Raw genomic sequence first — 17,297 nt, 5'->3', positions numbered from 1 at the left:
GTGAGCAACGCCGACCTCGCGAACCTGAGCGACAAGCTCATGCTGACCACCGTGGTGATGTACATCGTCGCGCTGGTCGCCTACGCCGCCGACCTGGGCTTCGGCCGCAGCCGCGGGGCGGCGGAGACCGTCGCCGCGAAGGCGGACGCGAAGGTGCTGGTGGGCGCCGCGGGGGCCGAGGCCGCGGACGGCGCCGCCGCGAAGGACGACGTCCCCGCCGCCGCGCAGGACGCGGCGGACGAGCGGGCCCGGGTCGACTGGATCCGGCTCGCCGTCCTGCTGAACGTGCTCGGCTGGGGCGCGCACCTCGGCGTCCTGGTGACCCGCGGGCTGGCCGCGAACCGGTGGCCGTGGGGGAACATGTACGAGTTCCTCACCGCCATCTCCTTCGCCGCCGTCACCGCGTTCATCGTCGTGATGCTCCGCTACAAGGCGCGGTTCCTCGGCGCGTTCGTCATGGCCGCCGCGGTCATCGCGCTGGGGGTCGCCAACATCTGGCTGTACGACTCGGTGGGCCCGGTCAGCCCGGCGCTGAACTCCTACTGGATCGCCATCCACGTCACCGCCGCGATCACCGCGACCGGCTCGTTCACGGTCGCGGGCGCCGCCACGATCCTGTACCTGGTGAAGGAGCGCGCCGAGTCGCGCGGGAAGGTCGCGGCGGACGGCGTGCTGTCCCGCATCCCGTCGGTGGAGAGCCTCGACCGGCTGTCGATGCGGGTCACGATGTTCGCGTTCCCGATCTGGACGGCCGCGATCATCATGGGCGCCATCTGGGCCGACCAGGCGTGGGGCCGCTACTGGGGCTGGGACCCGAAGGAGATCTGGTCCTTCGTCACCTGGATCGTCTACGCCGCGTACCTGCACGCCCGCGCCACCGCCGGCTGGAAGGGCCGCAAGGCCGCGCTCCTGTCGCTGCTCGCCTTCGCCGCGCTGCTCTTCAACTTCTTCGGCGTGAACTACATGTTCTCCGGCCTGCACTCCTACGCCTGACGGAGGCCGGACCGCCGGCGGCCCGTGACTCCCGGGGATGACGGCATGTCGGGTTCCGGCTTACCCTGCCTCCGGGACCCGGTCCAGCGGCGAGGGCCGCTCGATACCCCCGCGGGTCCCGCTGACAGAGGAGCCCGATGCGCTTCAAAGGCGTGCACCGCAAGCCCCGGGAGCTGAGACCCCGGGAGGCGTTCCGCGGCGGCCGGGTCCGCGCGGACGCGGCCGGGGACGAGGTGTCGTACAGCCCGTCCCCGCCCGACTCGGGGCAGGTGCGGCCGCGCAGCAACCAGCCGCGCGACCGGTTCGGCCGGTTCCGCAAGGCGGGCCGCGACGACGACTACGCGCTCCGCCCGGACCGCCAGGGCGACGGCCCGGTCGACACCGCGGGCGGCCCGCGCGGGCTCACCGGCCGGTTCGGGCGGCGCGGGCACGGTAAGCCGCGGGCGGGCGACTACTCGTGGCGCGACTTCGAGCTCGACGACGACCGGCTGCGCGTGGAGCCGTACCCGCCGGGCATGCCGCACGCCGCCGACGGCCGCCGGAACTGCGGCGTCCTGGAGAGCATCCTCTACCGGCAGTGGGACGTCCGGGAGGGCCCGCCGACACCCGAGGTGATCGGCGCGGTGGACAGCCTGGCGTCGCTGCCCGAGCCGCTGAAGGAGAAGCTCGCGAGCGGGCTCGACGGCATCTACGTCGGGCCCGGCGGCGTCCCGCAGCTGGACGACATGGGCCACCTGCGCGACCGTCCGCTGCCCTCGGGCCGCGCCACCTGGGACATCTGCGCCGGCGCCTACGGCGACCGCAAGATCGTCGTGGGGGACCGGCCGTCCCCGACCCCGGACGTGATGCTGCACGAGGTCGGCCACGCGCTCGACGACATCGACGGCGACGACGGCGAATGGACGTCCGACAGCCCCGCCTTCCGGAAGCTGTACGAGGAGTGCCGTCCGCACCTCGCCAGCGAGTTCCACAAGCAGCCGGACGCGCTCGGCCGCCGCGAGTTCTTCGCCGACGCGTTCGCCGCGATCTCGTCCCGGCAGCGTCCGGCGCTGGTGGATATGCTCGCCGGCGACATCCGGCAGGCCCTTGAGGTCATGCTCTTCTTCAACCGCAGGTACGGGATCTAGGACACCCTGATGGCAGGACGCGCGGCGACAGACGGCGAAGGTGGACGACGATGCACGTGATCCGGCTCCCCGACGGCACGCTCCTCGTTCCGCACAGCGTCCTCTCCGACGCCGGCGAGTCCGGGCCCGAGGCGCGCGGCGAACAGATCATCGCCGACGCGTACGTCGAGATCGGGCCGGACGACCCGGACTACGAGCGGCTTCTCCCCGGGTCGGTCACCGCGGAGGAGATGGAGGCCGCGCGGCGCCGCTGGCGGGACGAGGACGCGGAGCTCGCGCGCCTGTTCGAGGAATGGGAGGCGGGTAACGCCCAAGAGGAGTGAGCGGGAAGGAGCGAGACCGCGGGGTGTGGGAGGAGACGCCCCGGCCGCCCGGGCGAGGACTGCCTTCGGCGCGGCGGTCCGGGCGGCTCAGGGGCCTGCTAGCGGGCCGAATGCTCGGCGACGGGCTCCTCGCCGCGCAGCAGCGCGTGCACCTCGGACTCGCGGAAGCGCCGGTGGCCTCCCGGAGTGCGGATGCTGCTGATCCGGCCCGCGGCGGCCCACCGGGTGACCGTCTTCGGGTCGACCCGGAAGAGGGCGGCGACCTCTCCTGGGGTCAGCAGGCGCTCGCTCGTGCTCTCCACGTTTTCTCTCCCCCTTTGTCCCGCTCTCGGCGCGGGTGGACTGTTTAACAGTGTGGCGGGTCAAGACCGATTTCTCCCTTGTTTTCGCAAAAGATCACCGACGGTAATTCACCGAGCTGGAGCGATGACGGACGGTGATCGCGGCATGGGTCACTGTGATCACGCTGACCCCGTTTGACCTGCCATGTCACGCCTGGAAGGCCCCTGCGGACCGCCGCTCGAAGTAGTCTCCGACCATGTCCGATCTTGTTTCGCTGCCGGAGATCGAGCGGGCCGCCGAGCGCATCGCGGGCGTCGCCGTCCGGACGCCGCTCGTCCCGTTCCCGCGCGACCCCGCCCCCGCCGGAGCCGGCGGGCCGGCGCTGCTGGTGAAGGCCGAGTCGCTGCAGCCGATCGGCGCCTTCAAACTGCGCGGCGCGTACTCCGCCATCTCCTCCCTCGACCCGGAGGAGCGTGCCCGCGGCGTGGTGACGCACTCCAGCGGCAACCACGCGCAGGCCGTCGCCTACGCGGCCCGCGCCCTCGGTACCAAGGCCGTCCTGGTCATGCCGCACACGACCCCGGGCGTGAAGGTCGACGCGTGCATCGCGCTCGGCGCCGAGGTCGTCTACGTCGAGCCGACCTCGCGGGCCCGCGCCGAGACCGCGGGCAAGCTCGCCGCCGCGCACGGCTTCACGATGATCCCGCCCTACGACGACGCGCGGATCATCGCGGGCCAGGGCACCACCGGAATGGAGATCGTCCAGGACCGCCCGGACGTGGACGTCGTGCTCGTCCCGGTCAGCGGCGGCGGCCTCATCGCCGGTGTCTCCGCCGCGGTCAAGGCGCTGCGCCCGGAGGCGAAGGTGATCGGCGTCGAACCGGAGCTCGCCGCGGACGCCCGCGACTCGATGGCGGCCGGACGCCCCGTCTCCTGGGGAGCGGAGGAGACCGGCCGCACCATCGCCGACGCCCTGCGCGTCCAGCAGGTCGGCGACCTGCCGTTCGCACACATGCGCGCACATGTGGACGGCATCGTCACCGTCACCGAGGACGAGATCCGCCGGACCATGCGCCGCCTCGCCCGCGAGGCCCGCCTCATCGCCGAACCGGCCGGCGCCGTCGCCACCGCCGCCTACCTCCACCACCGCGAGGATCTCCCCGAGGGCCGCACCTACGTCTCGATCCTCTCCGGCGGCAACGTGGACCCGGCCCTCTTCCTGGACGTGCTGCGTTAGCCCGGAGACGACCCCGCGGAGAGATCGTTGACGTGCGGGGTTAGGCTCGGGGGGTCATGCGTTCCGTCATTCTCTACACCGCCGCGCGCCTCACGATCTTCGCGGCGACCGCGGGCGTGCTCGCGCTCTTCGGGGCCCGCGGGTTCCTGCTTCTGCTGCTGGCCCTGCTGATCAGCGGGATCGTCAGCTACGTTCTGCTGTCCGGGCAGCGTGACCGGATGTCCGCCGTGGTCGTCCGGGGCGTCCGCGCCCAGCGGGAGAGGTTCGAGAAGTCGGTCAGCAAAGAAGACGGGGTGCGTCCCCGCACGGACTGACCCGCGAGCCCGCGCGCCCGGGGCTCCCCGCTTGCTTCTAGGGTGGGGTCATGACCCGCGCTTCACTCGACAAGCAGCCCGCCGACGTCGCGGCGATGTTCGACGGCACCGCCGAGCGGTACGACCTGCTGAACACGCTGATGACCGGTGGGCAGGACCGGCGGTGGCGGCGGGAGGTCGTCCGGGCGCTGGAGGCCAGGCCGGGTGAGCGGATCCTCGATCTCGCGGCCGGGACGGGAACCTCGTCGGTCCCGTTCGCCGAGGCCGGCGCCGACACGGTGGCGTGCGACTTCTCGCTCGGCATGCTGCGCGTCGGGGTGCGGCGGCAGACGGGCGTCCGGGGGCTGAGGTTCGTGGCGGGGGACGCGCTGCGCCTCCCCTTCGCGGACGGCTCGTTCGACGCCGTCACGATCTCGTTCGGGCTCCGCAACGTCGCCGACACCGGCCGTGCCCTGCGCGAGCTGCGCAGGGTCGCGAAGCCCGGCGGGCGGCTGCTGGTCTGCGAGGTGAGCCACCCCCCGAACGCGCTGCTGGCGCTCGGCCACAAGGCGCATCTCCGGTACGGGCTGCCGCTGCTGGCGCGGGTCAGTTCCAATCCCGGCTCCTACCGGTACCTGGCCGAGTCGACGCTGGCCTGGCCCGACCAGGCGGCGCTGGCGCGGCTGATCCAGGACGCGGGCTGGGGCGATGTGCGCTGGCGCGATCTCACGTTCGGGGTGGCCGCGATGCACCGTGCCGTCAACCCCGGCTGACATTCCGCGGCCGGTGGGTCCGGACCGGTCCAAACTTGGACCACCCCAGAAGTACCCACCAGTCGTGATAAAGGAATAGACTCCCCACCGGATCCTTGTGAAGTACTTCACAAGCGAACGAGCGAAGAGGACCACCGTGACCGACTCCACCCGACACGCGGACGTCATCGTCGTCGGGGCAGGCCCCGCCGGATCGTCGACCGCCTACTGGCTCGCGCAGGCCGGCCTGGACGTCTTCCTGCTGGAGAAGGCCACCTTCCCGCGCGACAAGATCTGCGGCGACGGTCTCACCCCCCGGGCCGTCCGCGCCCTCATCGGCATGGGCGTCGACATCAACGACCCCGGCTGGGGACGCAACAAGGGGCTGCGCATCTACGGCGGCGGCGTGAAGGTCGAGCTGCCCTGGCCGGAGCTCGCCTCGTTCCCCGACTTCGGGCTCGTCCGCAAGCGCACCGACCTCGACCAGCTGCTCGCCGAGCACGCCGCCAAGGCCGGCGCGCAGCTGCTCCAGGGCTGCACCGTGACCGGCCCGATCGTGGACGAGCGCACCGACCGCATCATCGGCGTGACCGCCGACTACGAGGGCGGCGAGATCGAGTTCCGCGCCCCGCTGGTCGTCGCGGCCGACGGCAACTCCACCAGGCTGTCGCTCGCCATGGGGCTGCGGCGGCGCGAGGACCGGCCGATGGGCGTCGCGGTCCGCCGCTACTTCCAGACCCCGCGCCACGACGACGACTTCATGGAGGCGTGGCTGGAGCTGTGGGACGGCCAGCGCCTGCTGCCCGGATACGGCTGGGTGTTCGGCGTCGGCGACGGGACGTCCAACGTCGGGCTCGGCCTGCTCAACACCAGCAAGGCGTTCCAGAACGTCGACTACCGGGGCATGCTGAAGCGCTGGTGCGCGCAGATGCCGGAGGACTGGCGGTTCGACGAGGAGCACGCGACCTCCAGGATCCGCGGCGCGGCGCTGCCGATGGGCTTCAACCGGCAGCCGCACTACACCCGCGGGATGCTGCTCGTCGGCGACGCCGGCGGCATGATCAACCCGTTCAACGGGGAGGGCATCGACTACGCGCTGGAGTCCGGCCGGCTGGCCGCCGACATCATGGTGCAGGCGCTGGCACGCCGCACCCCCGCGCAGCGCGAGCGGACGCTGTACGAGTACCCGCGCATCCTGAAGGACGAGCACGGCGGCTACTTCACCCTCGCCCGCGTGTTCGTCCAGGCGATCGGCGACCCGCGGGTCATGAAGTTCCTGACCGCGCACGGCCTGCCGCACCCGACGCTGATGCGGTTCACGCTGAAGCTGCTCGCGAACCTGACCGACCCGAAGGGCGGGGACGCGATGGACCGGGTCATCAACGCGATGCAGAAGGTGGCGCCGACGGCATGAGACACCACCCTGTGAATTTCAAGCTTCCGCTGGTGAGCGGACTAAAGTGCAGTACCCGACCCCCTGAGGGGAGCTCTATTGATCACCTTGGTTAGGGTGGCGGGTCGCGGACGGCCCGTCCCGTACAACGTCGTACGTCCCGAGGAGAGGCTGTAGAGACATGGATCTCTATATTCCGATCATCGTGCTGGGGGTGCTCGCCTTCGCCTTCGCCGCCGGCTCGGTGGCGATGGCCGCGCTCACGGGGCCCAAACGGTGGAACCGTGCCCGGCTGGACGCCTACGAGTGCGGCATCGAGCCGACGCCGCAGCCGGTCGGCGGCGGGCGTTTTCCGGTCAAGTACTACCTGACGGCGATGCTGTTCATCGTCTTCGACATTGAGATCATCTTCCTTTATCCCTGGGCGGTCGCTTTCGACCGGATGGGGCTGTTCGGCCTTGTCGAGATGGTTCTTTTCATCGTCACCGTGCTCGTGGCGTACGCCTACATCTGGCGGCGCGGCGGTCTGGAGTGGGACTGACATGGGCCTAGAGGAGAAACTTCCCAGCGGCTTCCTGCTGACCACGGTCGAGCAGGTCGCGGGGTGGGCGCGCAGCAGTTCGGTGTGGCCGGCGACGTTCGGCCTGGCGTGCTGCGCGATCGAGATGATGGCGACCGGCGACCCGCGGCACGACTTCTCCCGGTGGGGCATGGAGCGTGCCTCGGCGACGCCGCGGCAGGCCGACCTGATGATCGTGGCGGGCCGGGTGAGCCAGAAGATGGCGCCGGTGCTGCGGCAGATCTACGACCAGATGACCGAGCCGAAGTGGGTCATCGCGATGGGCGTGTGCGCCTCGTCCGGCGGCATGTTCAACAACTACGCGATCGTGCAGGGCGTGGACCACATCGTCCCGGTGGACATCTACCTGCCAGGCTGCCCGCCGCGCCCGGAGATGCTGCTGGACGCGATCCTGAAGCTGCACGACAAGATCAACAACACCAAGCTCGGGCCGCAGCGCGCCAAGCAGATCGCGGAGCTGGAAGAGGCCAAGCGCCGCCAGCTGCCGTTGCTCGGACAGGGAGCGTGACACATGAGTTCCCAGAATCCTGAGCAGCAGGCCGAGCAGGGCGCCGACCAGCTCCCCGCGCAGGCCGAGGAGGAGCGCCGGGAGCAGCCCGTCGCCCGCAAGGGCATGTTCGGCGCGAAGACGACCGGCGACACGTCCGGCTACGGCGGCCTGGTCATCCGGCAGAGCCCGAAGGTGTCCGCGCAGCGCCCGTACGGCGGGCCGGGCGGCGCGGCGGAGGCCGGCGAGTTCGACGAGATCGCCGACGAGCTGGAAAGGGCTTTCCCCGCCTTTGGGGACGCGGTCGAGCGGGTCGTCGTCGATCGCGGCGAGATGACGTTCTTCGTCAAGCGCGAGCACCTGGCCGAGGTCGCGAAGACCATGCGGGACGAGCCGTCCCTGCGCTTCGAGCTGTGCTCGGGCGTGTCGGGCGTGCACTACCCGAAGGACGAGGGCGCCGAGCTGCACTCGGTCGTCCACCTGCTGTCGATCACGCACAACCGGCGGGTCCGGCTGGAAGTGACCTGCCCGGACGCCGACCCGCACGTCCCGTCGCTGGTGCCGGTCTACCCCACGAGCGACTGGCACGAGCGGGAGACCTACGACTTCTTCGGGATCGTCTACGACGGCCACCCGGCGCTGACGCGCATCGAGATGCCCGACGACTGGGTCGGCCATCCGCAGCGCAAGGACTACCCGCTCGGCGGCATCCCCGTCGAGTACCGAGGTGCGGAGATCCCGCCGCCCGACGAAAGGCGGTCGTACGTATGAGTTCCACGAAGTACACCGAGTACGACGCCTACGCGGCGGAAGAGGCGGCCGAGGGCAGGGTCTTCGACGTCAACGGGCAGGACTGGGACCAGGTCGTCGCCGGTGCGGAGGACCTCGGTGACGAGCGGCTCGTCGTCAACATGGGCCCGCAGCACCCGTCCACGCACGGCGTGCTCCGGCTGATCCTGACGCTCGACGGTGAGACGGTGAACGAGGCCCGCGTGGGCATCGGGTACCTGCACACCGGCATCGAGAAGAACATGGAGTTCCGCACCTGGACGCAGGGCACCACGTTCTGCACCCGGATGGACTACCTGGCGCCGATCTTCAACGAGACGGCGTACTGCCTGAGCGTGGAGAAGCTGCTCGGCGTCACCGAGCAGGTCCCGGAGCGGGCCCAGATCATCCGCGTGATGATGATGGAGCTGAACCGCATCTCCTCGCACCTGGTCGCGATCGCCACGTTCGGGCTGGAGCTCGGCGCGACGACGGTGATGCTGAACGGGTTCGTCGAGCGCGAGTACACCCTCGACCTGTTCGAGGAGATCACCGGGCTGCGGATGAACATGGCCTACGTCCGCCCGGGGGGCGTCGCGCAGGACCTGCCGAGCGGCGCGACCAGCAAGATCCGCGACTATCTCGACCGGATGCCGAAGCGGCTCCAGGCGATGCGCAAGCTGATGGACGACAACCACGTCTACAAGGCGCGCACGCAGAACATCGCGTACCTGGACCTGACCGGCTGCATGGCGCTCGGCGTCACCGGCCCGGTCCTGCGCGCGACCGGCCTGCCCTGGGACCTGCGCAAGTCGCAGCCCTACTGCGGCTACGAGAACTACGACTTCGAGGTCGCGACGCAGGACACCTGCGACGTGTACGGCCGCTACCTCGTCCGGATGGACGAGATGGAGGAGTCGCTGAAGATCGTCGAGCAGTGCCTGGAGCGGCTGCAGTCCGCCAAGGGCCCGGTGATGATCGAGGACAAGAAGATCGGCTGGCCGGCGCAGCTCGCGATCGGCGCGGACGGCATGGGCAACTCGCCCCGGCACATCGCGCACATCATGGGCACCTCGATGGAGGCGCTGATCCACCACTTCAAGCTGGTGACGGAGGGCTTCCGGGTGCCGGCCGGGCAGGCGTACGCGCCGATCGAGTCGCCGCGCGGCGAGCTGGGCGCGCACGTCGTCAGCGACGGCGGCACCCGCCCGTACCGGGTCCACTTCCGCGAGCCGTCCTTCGTCAACCTGCAGGCCACCCCGGCGATGGCGGAGGGCGGCATGGTCGCCGACGTCATCGCGGCGGTCGCCAGCATCGACCCGGTCATGGGGGGAGTGGACCGATGACGTACGAACCGGAGATTCGGGAGCGGCTGGAGGCGGACGCCAAGGCGATCATCGGCCGGTATCCGCGGCCGAGGTCGGCGCTGCTGCCGCTGCTGCACCTGGTGCAGTCGGCCGAGGGCCACGTCACCGAGGACGGGATCGAGTTCTGCGCGGAGCAGCTCGGCATCACCCCGGCGCAGGTGACGGGCGTCGCGACGTTCTACACGCAGTACAAGCACGCGCCCGTCGGCGAGTACCACGTCGGCGTCTGCATCAACACGCTGTGCGCGGTCATGGGCGGCGACCAGATCTGGAACGAGCTGAGCGAGCACGCCGGGGTGGGCCACGACGAGGCGACCGCGGACGGCAAGGTCAGCCTGGAGCGGATCGAGTGCAACGCGGCCTGCGACTTCGCGCCGGTGATGATGGTCAACTGGGAGTTCTTCGACAACATGACTCCCGAGAAGGCGAAGCAACTGGTCGATGACCTGCGCTCGGGTAAGCAAGTGCTTCCTTCGCGTGGCCCCGAGCACCTGGCCACGTGGAAGGAGGCGTCCCGCGTGCTCGCCGGGTTCCCGGACGGACGCGCGGGCGAGGGCGTCCAGGCCGGGCCCGAGTCGCTGGTCGGCCTGAAGCTCGCGCAGGAGCGCGGCTGGACGGCTCCGTCGGCGGACGCCGACCGGGAGCGCCCGGAGGAGCCGGTGAAGCCGGAGCAGATCGCCGAGCCGCCGCACGAGCCGGGCAAGCCCATCCCGGGCGAGGCGAAGCCCGGAACCCAGGAGGGGCGGAACAAGTGACCACGCTGACCCCGATCCTCACCAAGAACTGGGATCAGGCCGACTCGTTCACCCGCGAAGGGTACGAGCGCGACGGCGGCTACCGGGCACTGCGCAAGGCGCTCGGCATGGAGCCCGACGAGATCGTCCAGGCGGTCAAGGACTCCGGCCTCCGCGGCCGCGGCGGCGCCGGCTTCCCCACCGGCATGAAGTGGGGGTTCCTGCCGCCGACCAGCCCGAACCCGCGCTACCTGGTGGTGAACGCGGACGAGTCCGAGCCGGGCACGTGCAAGGACATCCCGCTGATGATGGCCAACCCGCACGTGCTCGTCGAGGGCGTCGTCATCAGCTCGTACGCGATCAAGTCGAACCTCGCGTTCATCTACGTGCGCGGCGAGGTCCTGCACGTGATCCGCCGGCTGCACCAGGCGGTGGCGGAGGCGTACGAGGCGGGCTACCTCGGCAAGGACATCCTCGGGTCCGGGTACGACCTGGACGTCGTCGTCCACAGCGGCGCCGGGGCCTACATCTGCGGCGAGGAGACGGCGCTGCTGGACTCCCTCGAGGGGTTCCGCGGACAGCCCAGGCTGAAGCCTCCCTTCCCGGCGGTGGCGGGCCTGTACGGCGGGCCCACCGTCATCAACAACGTCGAGTCGATCTCCTCGGTTCCCGCGATCATCGGGAACGGTCCGGAGTGGTTCGCCGCGATGGGCACCGAGAAGTCCCAGGGATTCGGGATCTTCTCGCTGTCCGGGCACGTCACCCGGCCCGGCCAGTACGAGGCGCCGCTCGGCATCACGCTCCGGGAGCTGCTCGACATGGCGGGCGGCATCCGGGAGGGGCACCGGCTGAAGTTCTGGACGCCCGGCGGGTCGTCCACGCCGATCTTCACCGAGGAGCACCTGGACGTGCCGCTGGACTTCGAGTCCGTCGGCGCCGCCGGGTCCATGCTCGGCACCCGGGCCCTGCAGATCTTCGACGAGACGACCTGCGTCGTCCGGGCGGTGCTGCGCTGGTCGGAGTTCTACGCGCACGAGTCGTGCGGCAAGTGCACGCCGTGCCGCGAGGGCACCTACTGGTACAAGCTCATGCTGAAGCGGCTGGAGGCCGGCCAGGGCACCGAGGAGGACCTGGAGACCCTGCTGGACATCTCCGACAACATCCTCGGCCGCGCGTTCTGCGCCCTCGGTGACGGCGCGACGAGCCCCGTCGTCTCGTCCATCAAGCTGTTCCGGGACGAGTACCTCCAGCACTTCGAGCAGGGCGGCTGCCCGTTCGACCCGGCCAAGTCCACCCTCTGGGGAGGTGCCAAGTGACCGTCACCGACGACAAGTCGGCGGTGGAGAAGCCCGTGGAGATGGTCTCCTGCACCATCGACGGCTTCGAGATCGAGGTGCCGAAGGGCACGCTGATCATCCGGGCGGCGGAGCTGCTCGGCATCCAGATCCCCCGGTTCTGCGAGCACCCGCTGCTCGACCCGATCGGCGCCTGCCGGCAGTGCCTGGTGGAGATCCCCGACGCCGGCAACGGCCGCGGGATGCCGAAGCCGCAGGCGTCCTGTACCACCACCGTGATGCCGGGCATGGTCGTCAAGACCCAGCTCACCTCGCCGGTGGCCGACAAGGCCCAGCACGGCATCATGGAGTTCCTGCTCATCAACCACCCGCTGGACTGCCCGATCTGCGACAAGGGCGGCGAGTGCCCGCTGCAGAACCAGGCGATGTCCAACGGGCGGGGCGAGTCGCGGTTCGCGGAGACCAAGCGGACCTGGCCGAAGCCGCTCCCGCTGTCCAGCCAGGTGCTGCTCGACCGGGAGCGGTGCATCCAGTGCACCCGCTGCACCCGGTTCTCCGAGCAGATCGCCGGCGACCCGTTCATCGACCTGTTCGCGCGGGGCGCGAAGGAGGAGGTCGGGACGGCCGACGGCAACCCGTTCCACTCCTACTTCTCCGGCAACACCGTGCAGATCTGCCCGGTGGGCGCGCTGACCGGCTCCGCGTACCGGTTCCGGTCCCGCCCGTTCGACCTGGTGTCGCAGCCGAGCGTGTGCGAGCACTGCGCGTCCGGCTGCGGGCTGCGCACCGACCACCGGCGCGGCAAGATCACGCGGCGGCTGGCCGGGGACGAGCCGCAGGTCAACGAGGAGTGGAACTGCGACAAGGGCCGCTGGGCCTTCACCTACGGGACGCAGCCCGACCGGCTCACGCACCCGCTCGTCCGGGGCGAGGACGGCGAGCTGGAGCCGGCGTCGTGGCCCGAGGCGCTCACCATCGCGGCACGCGGCCTCGCGGCGGCGCGCGGCTCCGCCGGCGTGCTGACCGGCGGCCGCGTCACCCTTGAGGACGCCTACGCCTACGCCAAGTTCGCCCGGATCGCGCTCGGCACCAACGACGTCGACTTCCGGGCCCGCCCGCTGTCGGACGAGGAGTCGCGGTTCCTCGCCTCGTCGGTCGCGGGACGGTCCATCGAGGTGTCCTACTCCGATCTGGAGAAGGCGCCGGTCGTCCTCCTCGCCGGCTTCGAGCCGGAGGAGGAGTCGCCGATCGTGTTCCTGCGGCTGCGCAAGGCGTTCCGCAAGAACCGGCTGAAGGTGTACGCCGCCGCCCCGTTCGCGACCCGCGGGCTGGAGAAGGTCGGCGGCTCGCTGCTGCCGACGGCGCCCGGCGCGGAGGCCGAGACGCTCGGCTCGCTGATCGGGGACGACGCCCGCTCCGACATCCGCACGCTGCTGGAGACCCCGGGCGCCGTCATCCTGGTCGGCGAGCGGCTCGCCACCAGCCCCGGCGCGCTGACGTCCGCGGTCCGGGTGGCGCAGGTGACCGGCGCCAGGCTGGCGTGGGTGCCGCGCCGGGCCGGGGAGCGCGGCGCGATCGAGGCCGGGGCGCTGCCCGGGCTGCTGCCGATCGGCCGCCCGGTCACCGACCCGGAGGCGCGCGCCGAGGTCGCCCGCACGTGGAACGTCGCCGAACTGCCCGCCGGGCCCGGCGAGGACGCGGACGGCATCATCGCGGCGGCGGCGGCGGGCCGGCGCGGCGCCCTGCTCGTCGGCGGCGTCGACCCGGACGACCTGGCCGACCCGGAGGCGATGCTGCGGGCGCTGGCGGCCACCCCGTTCGTGGTCAGCCTGGAGCAGCGGCCGAGCGCGGTCACCGACCGCGCCGACGTCGTCCTGCCGGTCGCGGCGGTCGCGGAGAAGTCCGGGACGTTCGTCGACTGGGAGGGCCGCGGCCGCCCGTTCGACGTGGTGCTGAAGTCCGCCGGGCGGATGTCCGACCTGCGGGTGCTGGACGCGCTGGCCGACGAGATGGACGTCCACCTGGGGCTGCCCGGGCCGGACGCGGCGCGCCGCGAGCTGACCGCCCTCGGCGCCTACCGCGGCGAGCGTCCGGACGCGCCGAACGTCGCGCAGGCGCTGCCGCCGCACCCCGAGCAGGGCGAGGCGCTGCTCGCGACGTGGCGGCTGCTGCTGGACAAGGGCCGCATGCAGGACGGCGAGCCGTTCCTCGCGGGCACCGCGAAGCCCGCGGCCGCCCGGCTGTCGCCCGCGACGGCCGCGGAGATCGGCGCGACCGGCGCGGTGACGGTGTCGGCGGCGCGCGGCGAGGTCACGCTGCCGCTGGAGATCACCCCCGACCTGCCCGACCGGGTGGTGTGGCTGCCGACGAACTCGGCCGGCTGCGCCCTGCACCGGGACCTGGGCGCGGCCGCGGGAGGCGTCGTCAAGATCGCGAGCGGAGTGCTCGCGACCAGTGAACAGCACGCTGGAGGTGGGAAATGATCCCGCTCGCCGCGGCCGCGCCGCCCCTGGCCGAGCCGGCGCCCGGAACCGGGGTGCCGGGCTTCGGCACCGACCCGTGGTGGCTGATCGGCGGCAAGGTCCTCGCCATCTTCGTGTTCCTCGTCGTGACCGTGCTCATGACGATGTGGATCGAACGCCGCGTCATCGGCCGGATGCAGCTGCGCGTCGGCCCGAACCGGGCCGGGCCCTTCGGCCTGCTGCAGGGCCTCGCGGACGGCGTGAAGCTGGCGCTGAAGGAGGACATCGTCCCCCGCCAGGTCGACAAGGTCGTGTTCGTCCTCGCGCCGGTCATGGCGGCGGTTCCCGCCTTCATCTCCTTCATCATCATCCCGTTCGGGCCGCGGGTGTCGATCTTCGGGCACGAGACGGCGCTGCAGGGCACCGACCTGCCGGTCGCGGTGCTGCTCGTCCTCGCGATGTCGTCGATGGCCATCTACGGGATCGTGCTGGCCGGCTGGTCGTCGATGTCGCCGTACTCGCTGCTCGGCGGGCTCCGCTCGTCCGCGCAGATGATCTCCTACGAGATCGCGATGGGCCTGTCGTTCGTGGCCGTGTTCATGTTCGCGGGCTCGATGTCCACCTCGCAGATCGTCGCGGCGCAGCACGACAAGTGGTTCGTGGTGCTGCTCGCGCCGTCCTTCGTCGTGTACGTGATCACGATGATGGGCGAGTCGAACCGCATCCCGTTCGACCTGCCGGAGGGCGAGGGCGAGCTGGTCGGCGGCTTCCACACCGAGTACTCGTCGCTGAAGTTCGCGATGTTCTTCCTCGCGGAGTACATCAACCTCGCGACGCTGTCGGCGCTCGCCACCACGATGTTCCTCGGCGGCTGGCGGGCTCCCGCGCCGATCTCCACGGTGTGGGCGGGCGCCAACTCCGGCTGGTGGCCGGTGCTGTGGTTCCTGATCAAGATCTTCCTGTTCATCTTCTTCTTCATCTGGCTGCGCGGCACGCTGCCGCGCGTCCGCTACGACCAGCTGATGAAGCTCGGCTGGAAGGTGCTGATGCCCTTCTCGCTCGGCTGGATCCTGCTGGTCGCGACCATCCGCGCGCTGCGCAACGACGGCTACGACATGCGGCAGATCGTCATCGTCGCCGCCGTGGCCGCCGCGGTGGTGCTGGTCGCCACGGTGATCTGGGAGATGGTCCGCGGCGGTGAGGGCGAGAAGGAGATCGTCCCGGACGCCGCGCAGGGGCCGCGCACCGACCCGTCGGCGGGCGGGTTCCCGGTTCCGCCGATGGACGCGCCCCACTACCACGGCCGCGCCCGCGAGCCGAGCCGGCAGGCCACGATCGAAACGCCCTCCGAGGAGGTCACCAGTGGGACTCACTGATTTCCTGAACCCGGTCAAGGGGTTCGGGGTCTCGTTCCACCAGATGTTCATGAAGAGCGAGACCGTTCAGTACCCCGAGGTGAAGAAGCCGACGGCTCCCCGCTTCCACGGCCGGCACCAGCTCAACCGGTGGCCGGACGGACTGGAGAAGTGCGTCGGCTGCGAGCTGTGCGCGTGGGCGTGCCCCGCGGACGCGATCTTCGTCGAGGGCGCCGACAACACCGCGGACGAGCGGTACTCGCCCGGTGAGCGGTACGGCCGCACCTACCAGATCAACTATCTGCGCTGCATCCTCTGCGGACTCTGCATCGAGGCGTGCCCCACCCGGGCGCTCACGATGACGAACGAGTACGAGCTCGCCGACGACAGCCGCGAGAGCCTGATCTACACCAAGGAGATGCTGCTGGCGCCGCTGCGCGAGGGCATGGAGGCGCCGCCGCACGAGATGCGGCTCGGCGACACCGAGGAGGACTACTACCGCCTCGGCCTCCAGCCCGAGGACGCGCCGAACGTCCCCGCGGAGGGCGGCGGACGGGCGAGCGCCGACCGGGCGGTGAAGGCGGAGAAGCGCCGCAAGGGCGGTGACGGCAGGTGAACACCGCGCATGTTCTCGCCGCGGAGGTCGCGGACAAGCAGTCCGGCGAGCCGTTCTTCTTCTGGCTGCTCGCGGTCGTGTCGGTGCTCGCCGCGCTCGGCATGATCTTCGCGCGGAAGGCGGTGCACTCGGCGCTGCTGCTGGCGACCGTGATGCTCTGCCTCGCCGCGCTGTACGCGATCCAGAACGCGCCGTTCCTGGCGTTCGTGCAGGTGATCGTCTACACCGGCGCGGTGCTGATGCTGTTCCTGTTCGTGCTGATGCTCGTCGGGGTCAGTTCCACCGACTCGCTGGTGGAGACGATCCGGGGGCAGCGCTTCTGGGCGGTGATCGCCGCGGTCGGCTTCATCGTCCTGCTGGCGGTCGGGCTCGGCAACGCGTCGCTCGGCGACTCGGCCGGGCTGAACCAGGCCAATTCCGAGGGCAACATCATCGGGCTGGCCCGGCTGCTGTTCTCCAAGTACGTGTTCGCGTTCGAGGCGACCAGCGCCCTGCTGATCACCGCGGCGCTGGGCGCGATGGTGCTCGCGCACCGGGAGCGCACGGAGCCGAAGCCGACGCAGAAGGACCTGTCCAAGGAGCGGTTCCTGTCCGGCGACCACCCGGGCCCGCTGCCCGGTCCCGGCACCTACGCCCGGCACAACGCCGTCGACATGCCGGCGCTGCTGCCGGACGGGACGCCCTCGGAGCTGTCCGTCAACCCGGTCATCGCGGCCCGCACCGACACCGCGGAGCGGCACGCCGACCTGTACGGCGGGACCGAGGAGGAGGCCGTCGAGCGGGACGTGGCCGCGGTGAAGGCGGTCACCGAAGAGGCCAAGGACGCGGACGCCGAGTCACGCGTCGTCAAGTCCGGATCGCAGGCCGCCGGCGGCATCGCGGGCGGCCCGGCGGGCGGCAGCGAGCGTGAAGGCGAGGCTGGTCAATGAGTCCGGGGCACTACCTGGCGCTCTCGGCGATCCTGTTCACCATCGGAGCGCTCGGCGTCCTCGTGCGCCGCAACGCCATCGTGGTGTTCATGTGCGTCGAGCTGATGCTGAACGCGACGAACCTGGCGTTCGTCTCGTTCTCCCGCATGCACGGCAACCTGGACGGCCAGATCATCGCCTTCTTCGTGATGGTCGTGGCCGCGGCGGAGGTCGTGGTGGGCCTGGCGATCATCATGACCATCTTCCGGACCCGCAGGTCCTCGTCGGTCGACGACGCGAACCTGCTGAAGTACTGAGAGGTCGG

The 17,297-nt window shown here is 70.9% G+C and carries 19 protein-coding genes; 18 read left to right on the top strand and 1 reads right to left on the bottom strand.

Annotation, left to right across the window (positions count from 1 at the left end; genetic code table 11):
- From ccsB to ACQPZP_RS40045, 3 genes are all read left to right on the top strand, one after another.
- Nucleotides 1-993, top strand: a complete 993-nt coding sequence (gene ccsB / locus ACQPZP_RS40055; protein ID WP_433474829.1) for a c-type cytochrome biogenesis protein CcsB — start codon at nt 1-3, stop codon at nt 991-993.
- 137 nt (nt 994-1,130) lie between these two features.
- The gene (locus tag ACQPZP_RS40050; RefSeq protein ID WP_433474828.1) at nt 1,131-2,120 is read left to right on the top strand and encodes a hypothetical protein; all 990 of its coding nucleotides are present in this window, start codon (nt 1,131-1,133) and stop codon (nt 2,118-2,120) included.
- Nucleotides 2,121-2,170: 50 nt separating this feature from the next.
- Complete coding sequence (locus ACQPZP_RS40045) at nt 2,171-2,443, top strand: hypothetical protein (RefSeq protein WP_433474827.1); 273 nt, start codon at nt 2,171-2,173, stop codon at nt 2,441-2,443.
- 98 nt (nt 2,444-2,541) lie between these two features.
- Here the strand turns inward: ACQPZP_RS40045 and ACQPZP_RS40040 are convergent, their stop codons facing one another.
- Nucleotides 2,542-2,745, bottom strand: coding sequence for a BldC family transcriptional regulator (locus ACQPZP_RS40040; protein WP_021593176.1), 204 nt, complete (start codon nt 2,743-2,745; stop codon nt 2,542-2,544).
- A 236-nt stretch (nt 2,746-2,981) separates the two neighbouring features.
- On the opposite strand from ACQPZP_RS40040, the gene ACQPZP_RS40035 reads away from it, so the two are divergent.
- The 15 genes from ACQPZP_RS40035 (at nt 2,982) to nuoK (ending at nt 17,289) form a co-directional block, all read left to right on the top strand.
- Entirely contained in the window at nt 2,982-3,962 is a 981-nt protein-coding gene (locus tag ACQPZP_RS40035; protein WP_433474826.1) for a threonine ammonia-lyase, read from the top strand.
- 56 nt (nt 3,963-4,018) lie between these two features.
- Nucleotides 4,019-4,276, top strand: coding sequence for a DUF4229 domain-containing protein (locus tag ACQPZP_RS40030; protein WP_433464848.1), 258 nt, complete (start codon nt 4,019-4,021; stop codon nt 4,274-4,276).
- Nucleotides 4,277-4,326: 50 nt separating this feature from the next.
- On the top strand, nt 4,327-5,028 hold the full coding sequence (locus ACQPZP_RS40025; protein WP_433474825.1) for a demethylmenaquinone methyltransferase: 702 nt from the start codon (nt 4,327-4,329) through the stop codon (nt 5,026-5,028).
- A gap of 136 nt (nt 5,029-5,164) precedes the next feature.
- Nucleotides 5,165-6,421, top strand: a complete 1,257-nt coding sequence (locus tag ACQPZP_RS40020; protein ID WP_433474824.1) for a geranylgeranyl reductase family protein — start codon at nt 5,165-5,167, stop codon at nt 6,419-6,421.
- 160 nt (nt 6,422-6,581) lie between these two features.
- Nucleotides 6,582-6,941: an NADH-quinone oxidoreductase subunit A gene (locus tag ACQPZP_RS40015; protein WP_433464845.1), complete on the top strand. Its 360-nt coding sequence runs from the start codon at nt 6,582-6,584 to the stop codon at nt 6,939-6,941.
- A gap of 1 nt (nt 6,942) precedes the next feature.
- The gene (locus ACQPZP_RS40010; protein ID WP_433474823.1) at nt 6,943-7,488 is read left to right on the top strand and encodes a NuoB/complex I 20 kDa subunit family protein; all 546 of its coding nucleotides are present in this window, start codon (nt 6,943-6,945) and stop codon (nt 7,486-7,488) included.
- 3 nt (nt 7,489-7,491) lie between these two features.
- Nucleotides 7,492-8,238: an NADH-quinone oxidoreductase subunit C gene (locus tag ACQPZP_RS40005; RefSeq protein WP_433474822.1), complete on the top strand. Its 747-nt coding sequence runs from the start codon at nt 7,492-7,494 to the stop codon at nt 8,236-8,238.
- Nucleotides 8,235-9,581, top strand: coding sequence for an NADH-quinone oxidoreductase subunit D (locus ACQPZP_RS40000; RefSeq protein WP_433474821.1), 1,347 nt, complete (start codon nt 8,235-8,237; stop codon nt 9,579-9,581). Before ACQPZP_RS40005 ends, ACQPZP_RS40000 begins: the two co-directional genes overlap by 4 nt.
- Entirely contained in the window at nt 9,578-10,357 is a 780-nt protein-coding gene (gene nuoE, locus ACQPZP_RS39995) for an NADH-quinone oxidoreductase subunit NuoE (protein WP_433474820.1), read from the top strand. Before ACQPZP_RS40000 ends, nuoE begins: the two co-directional genes overlap by 4 nt.
- The gene (nuoF, locus tag ACQPZP_RS39990) at nt 10,354-11,652 is read left to right on the top strand and encodes an NADH-quinone oxidoreductase subunit NuoF (RefSeq protein ID WP_433464840.1); all 1,299 of its coding nucleotides are present in this window, start codon (nt 10,354-10,356) and stop codon (nt 11,650-11,652) included. The genes nuoE and nuoF overlap by 4 nt, the downstream gene beginning before the upstream one ends.
- Nucleotides 11,649-14,114: an NADH-quinone oxidoreductase subunit G gene (locus ACQPZP_RS39985; protein ID WP_433474819.1), complete on the top strand. Its 2,466-nt coding sequence runs from the start codon at nt 11,649-11,651 to the stop codon at nt 14,112-14,114. Before nuoF ends, ACQPZP_RS39985 begins: the two co-directional genes overlap by 4 nt.
- Nucleotides 14,111-15,469 carry an NADH-quinone oxidoreductase subunit NuoH gene (gene nuoH, locus ACQPZP_RS39980; RefSeq protein ID WP_433474818.1) on the top strand — a complete coding sequence of 453 codons (1,359 nt, stop codon included), beginning with the start codon at nt 14,111-14,113 and terminating at the stop codon, nt 15,467-15,469. The genes ACQPZP_RS39985 and nuoH overlap by 4 nt, the downstream gene beginning before the upstream one ends.
- Entirely contained in the window at nt 15,456-16,064 is a 609-nt protein-coding gene (nuoI, locus tag ACQPZP_RS39975; protein WP_433474817.1) for an NADH-quinone oxidoreductase subunit NuoI, read from the top strand. The genes nuoH and nuoI overlap by 14 nt, the downstream gene beginning before the upstream one ends.
- A complete protein-coding gene (locus ACQPZP_RS39970; RefSeq protein ID WP_433474816.1) occupies nt 16,061-16,993 on the top strand; it encodes an NADH-quinone oxidoreductase subunit J in 933 nt (310 codons plus the stop codon). The genes nuoI and ACQPZP_RS39970 overlap by 4 nt, the downstream gene beginning before the upstream one ends.
- Nucleotides 16,990-17,289, top strand: coding sequence for an NADH-quinone oxidoreductase subunit NuoK (gene nuoK, locus ACQPZP_RS39965; RefSeq protein ID WP_021593191.1), 300 nt, complete (start codon nt 16,990-16,992; stop codon nt 17,287-17,289). Before ACQPZP_RS39970 ends, nuoK begins: the two co-directional genes overlap by 4 nt.
- Nucleotides 17,290-17,297: the final 8 nt, after the last annotated feature.

Source organism: Spirillospora sp. CA-142024 (genome assembly GCF_050942325.1).
Taxonomy (GTDB): Bacteria; Actinomycetota; Actinomycetes; order Streptosporangiales; family Streptosporangiaceae; genus Spirillospora.
This window is presented reverse-complemented; position numbering and strand designations above follow the sequence as displayed.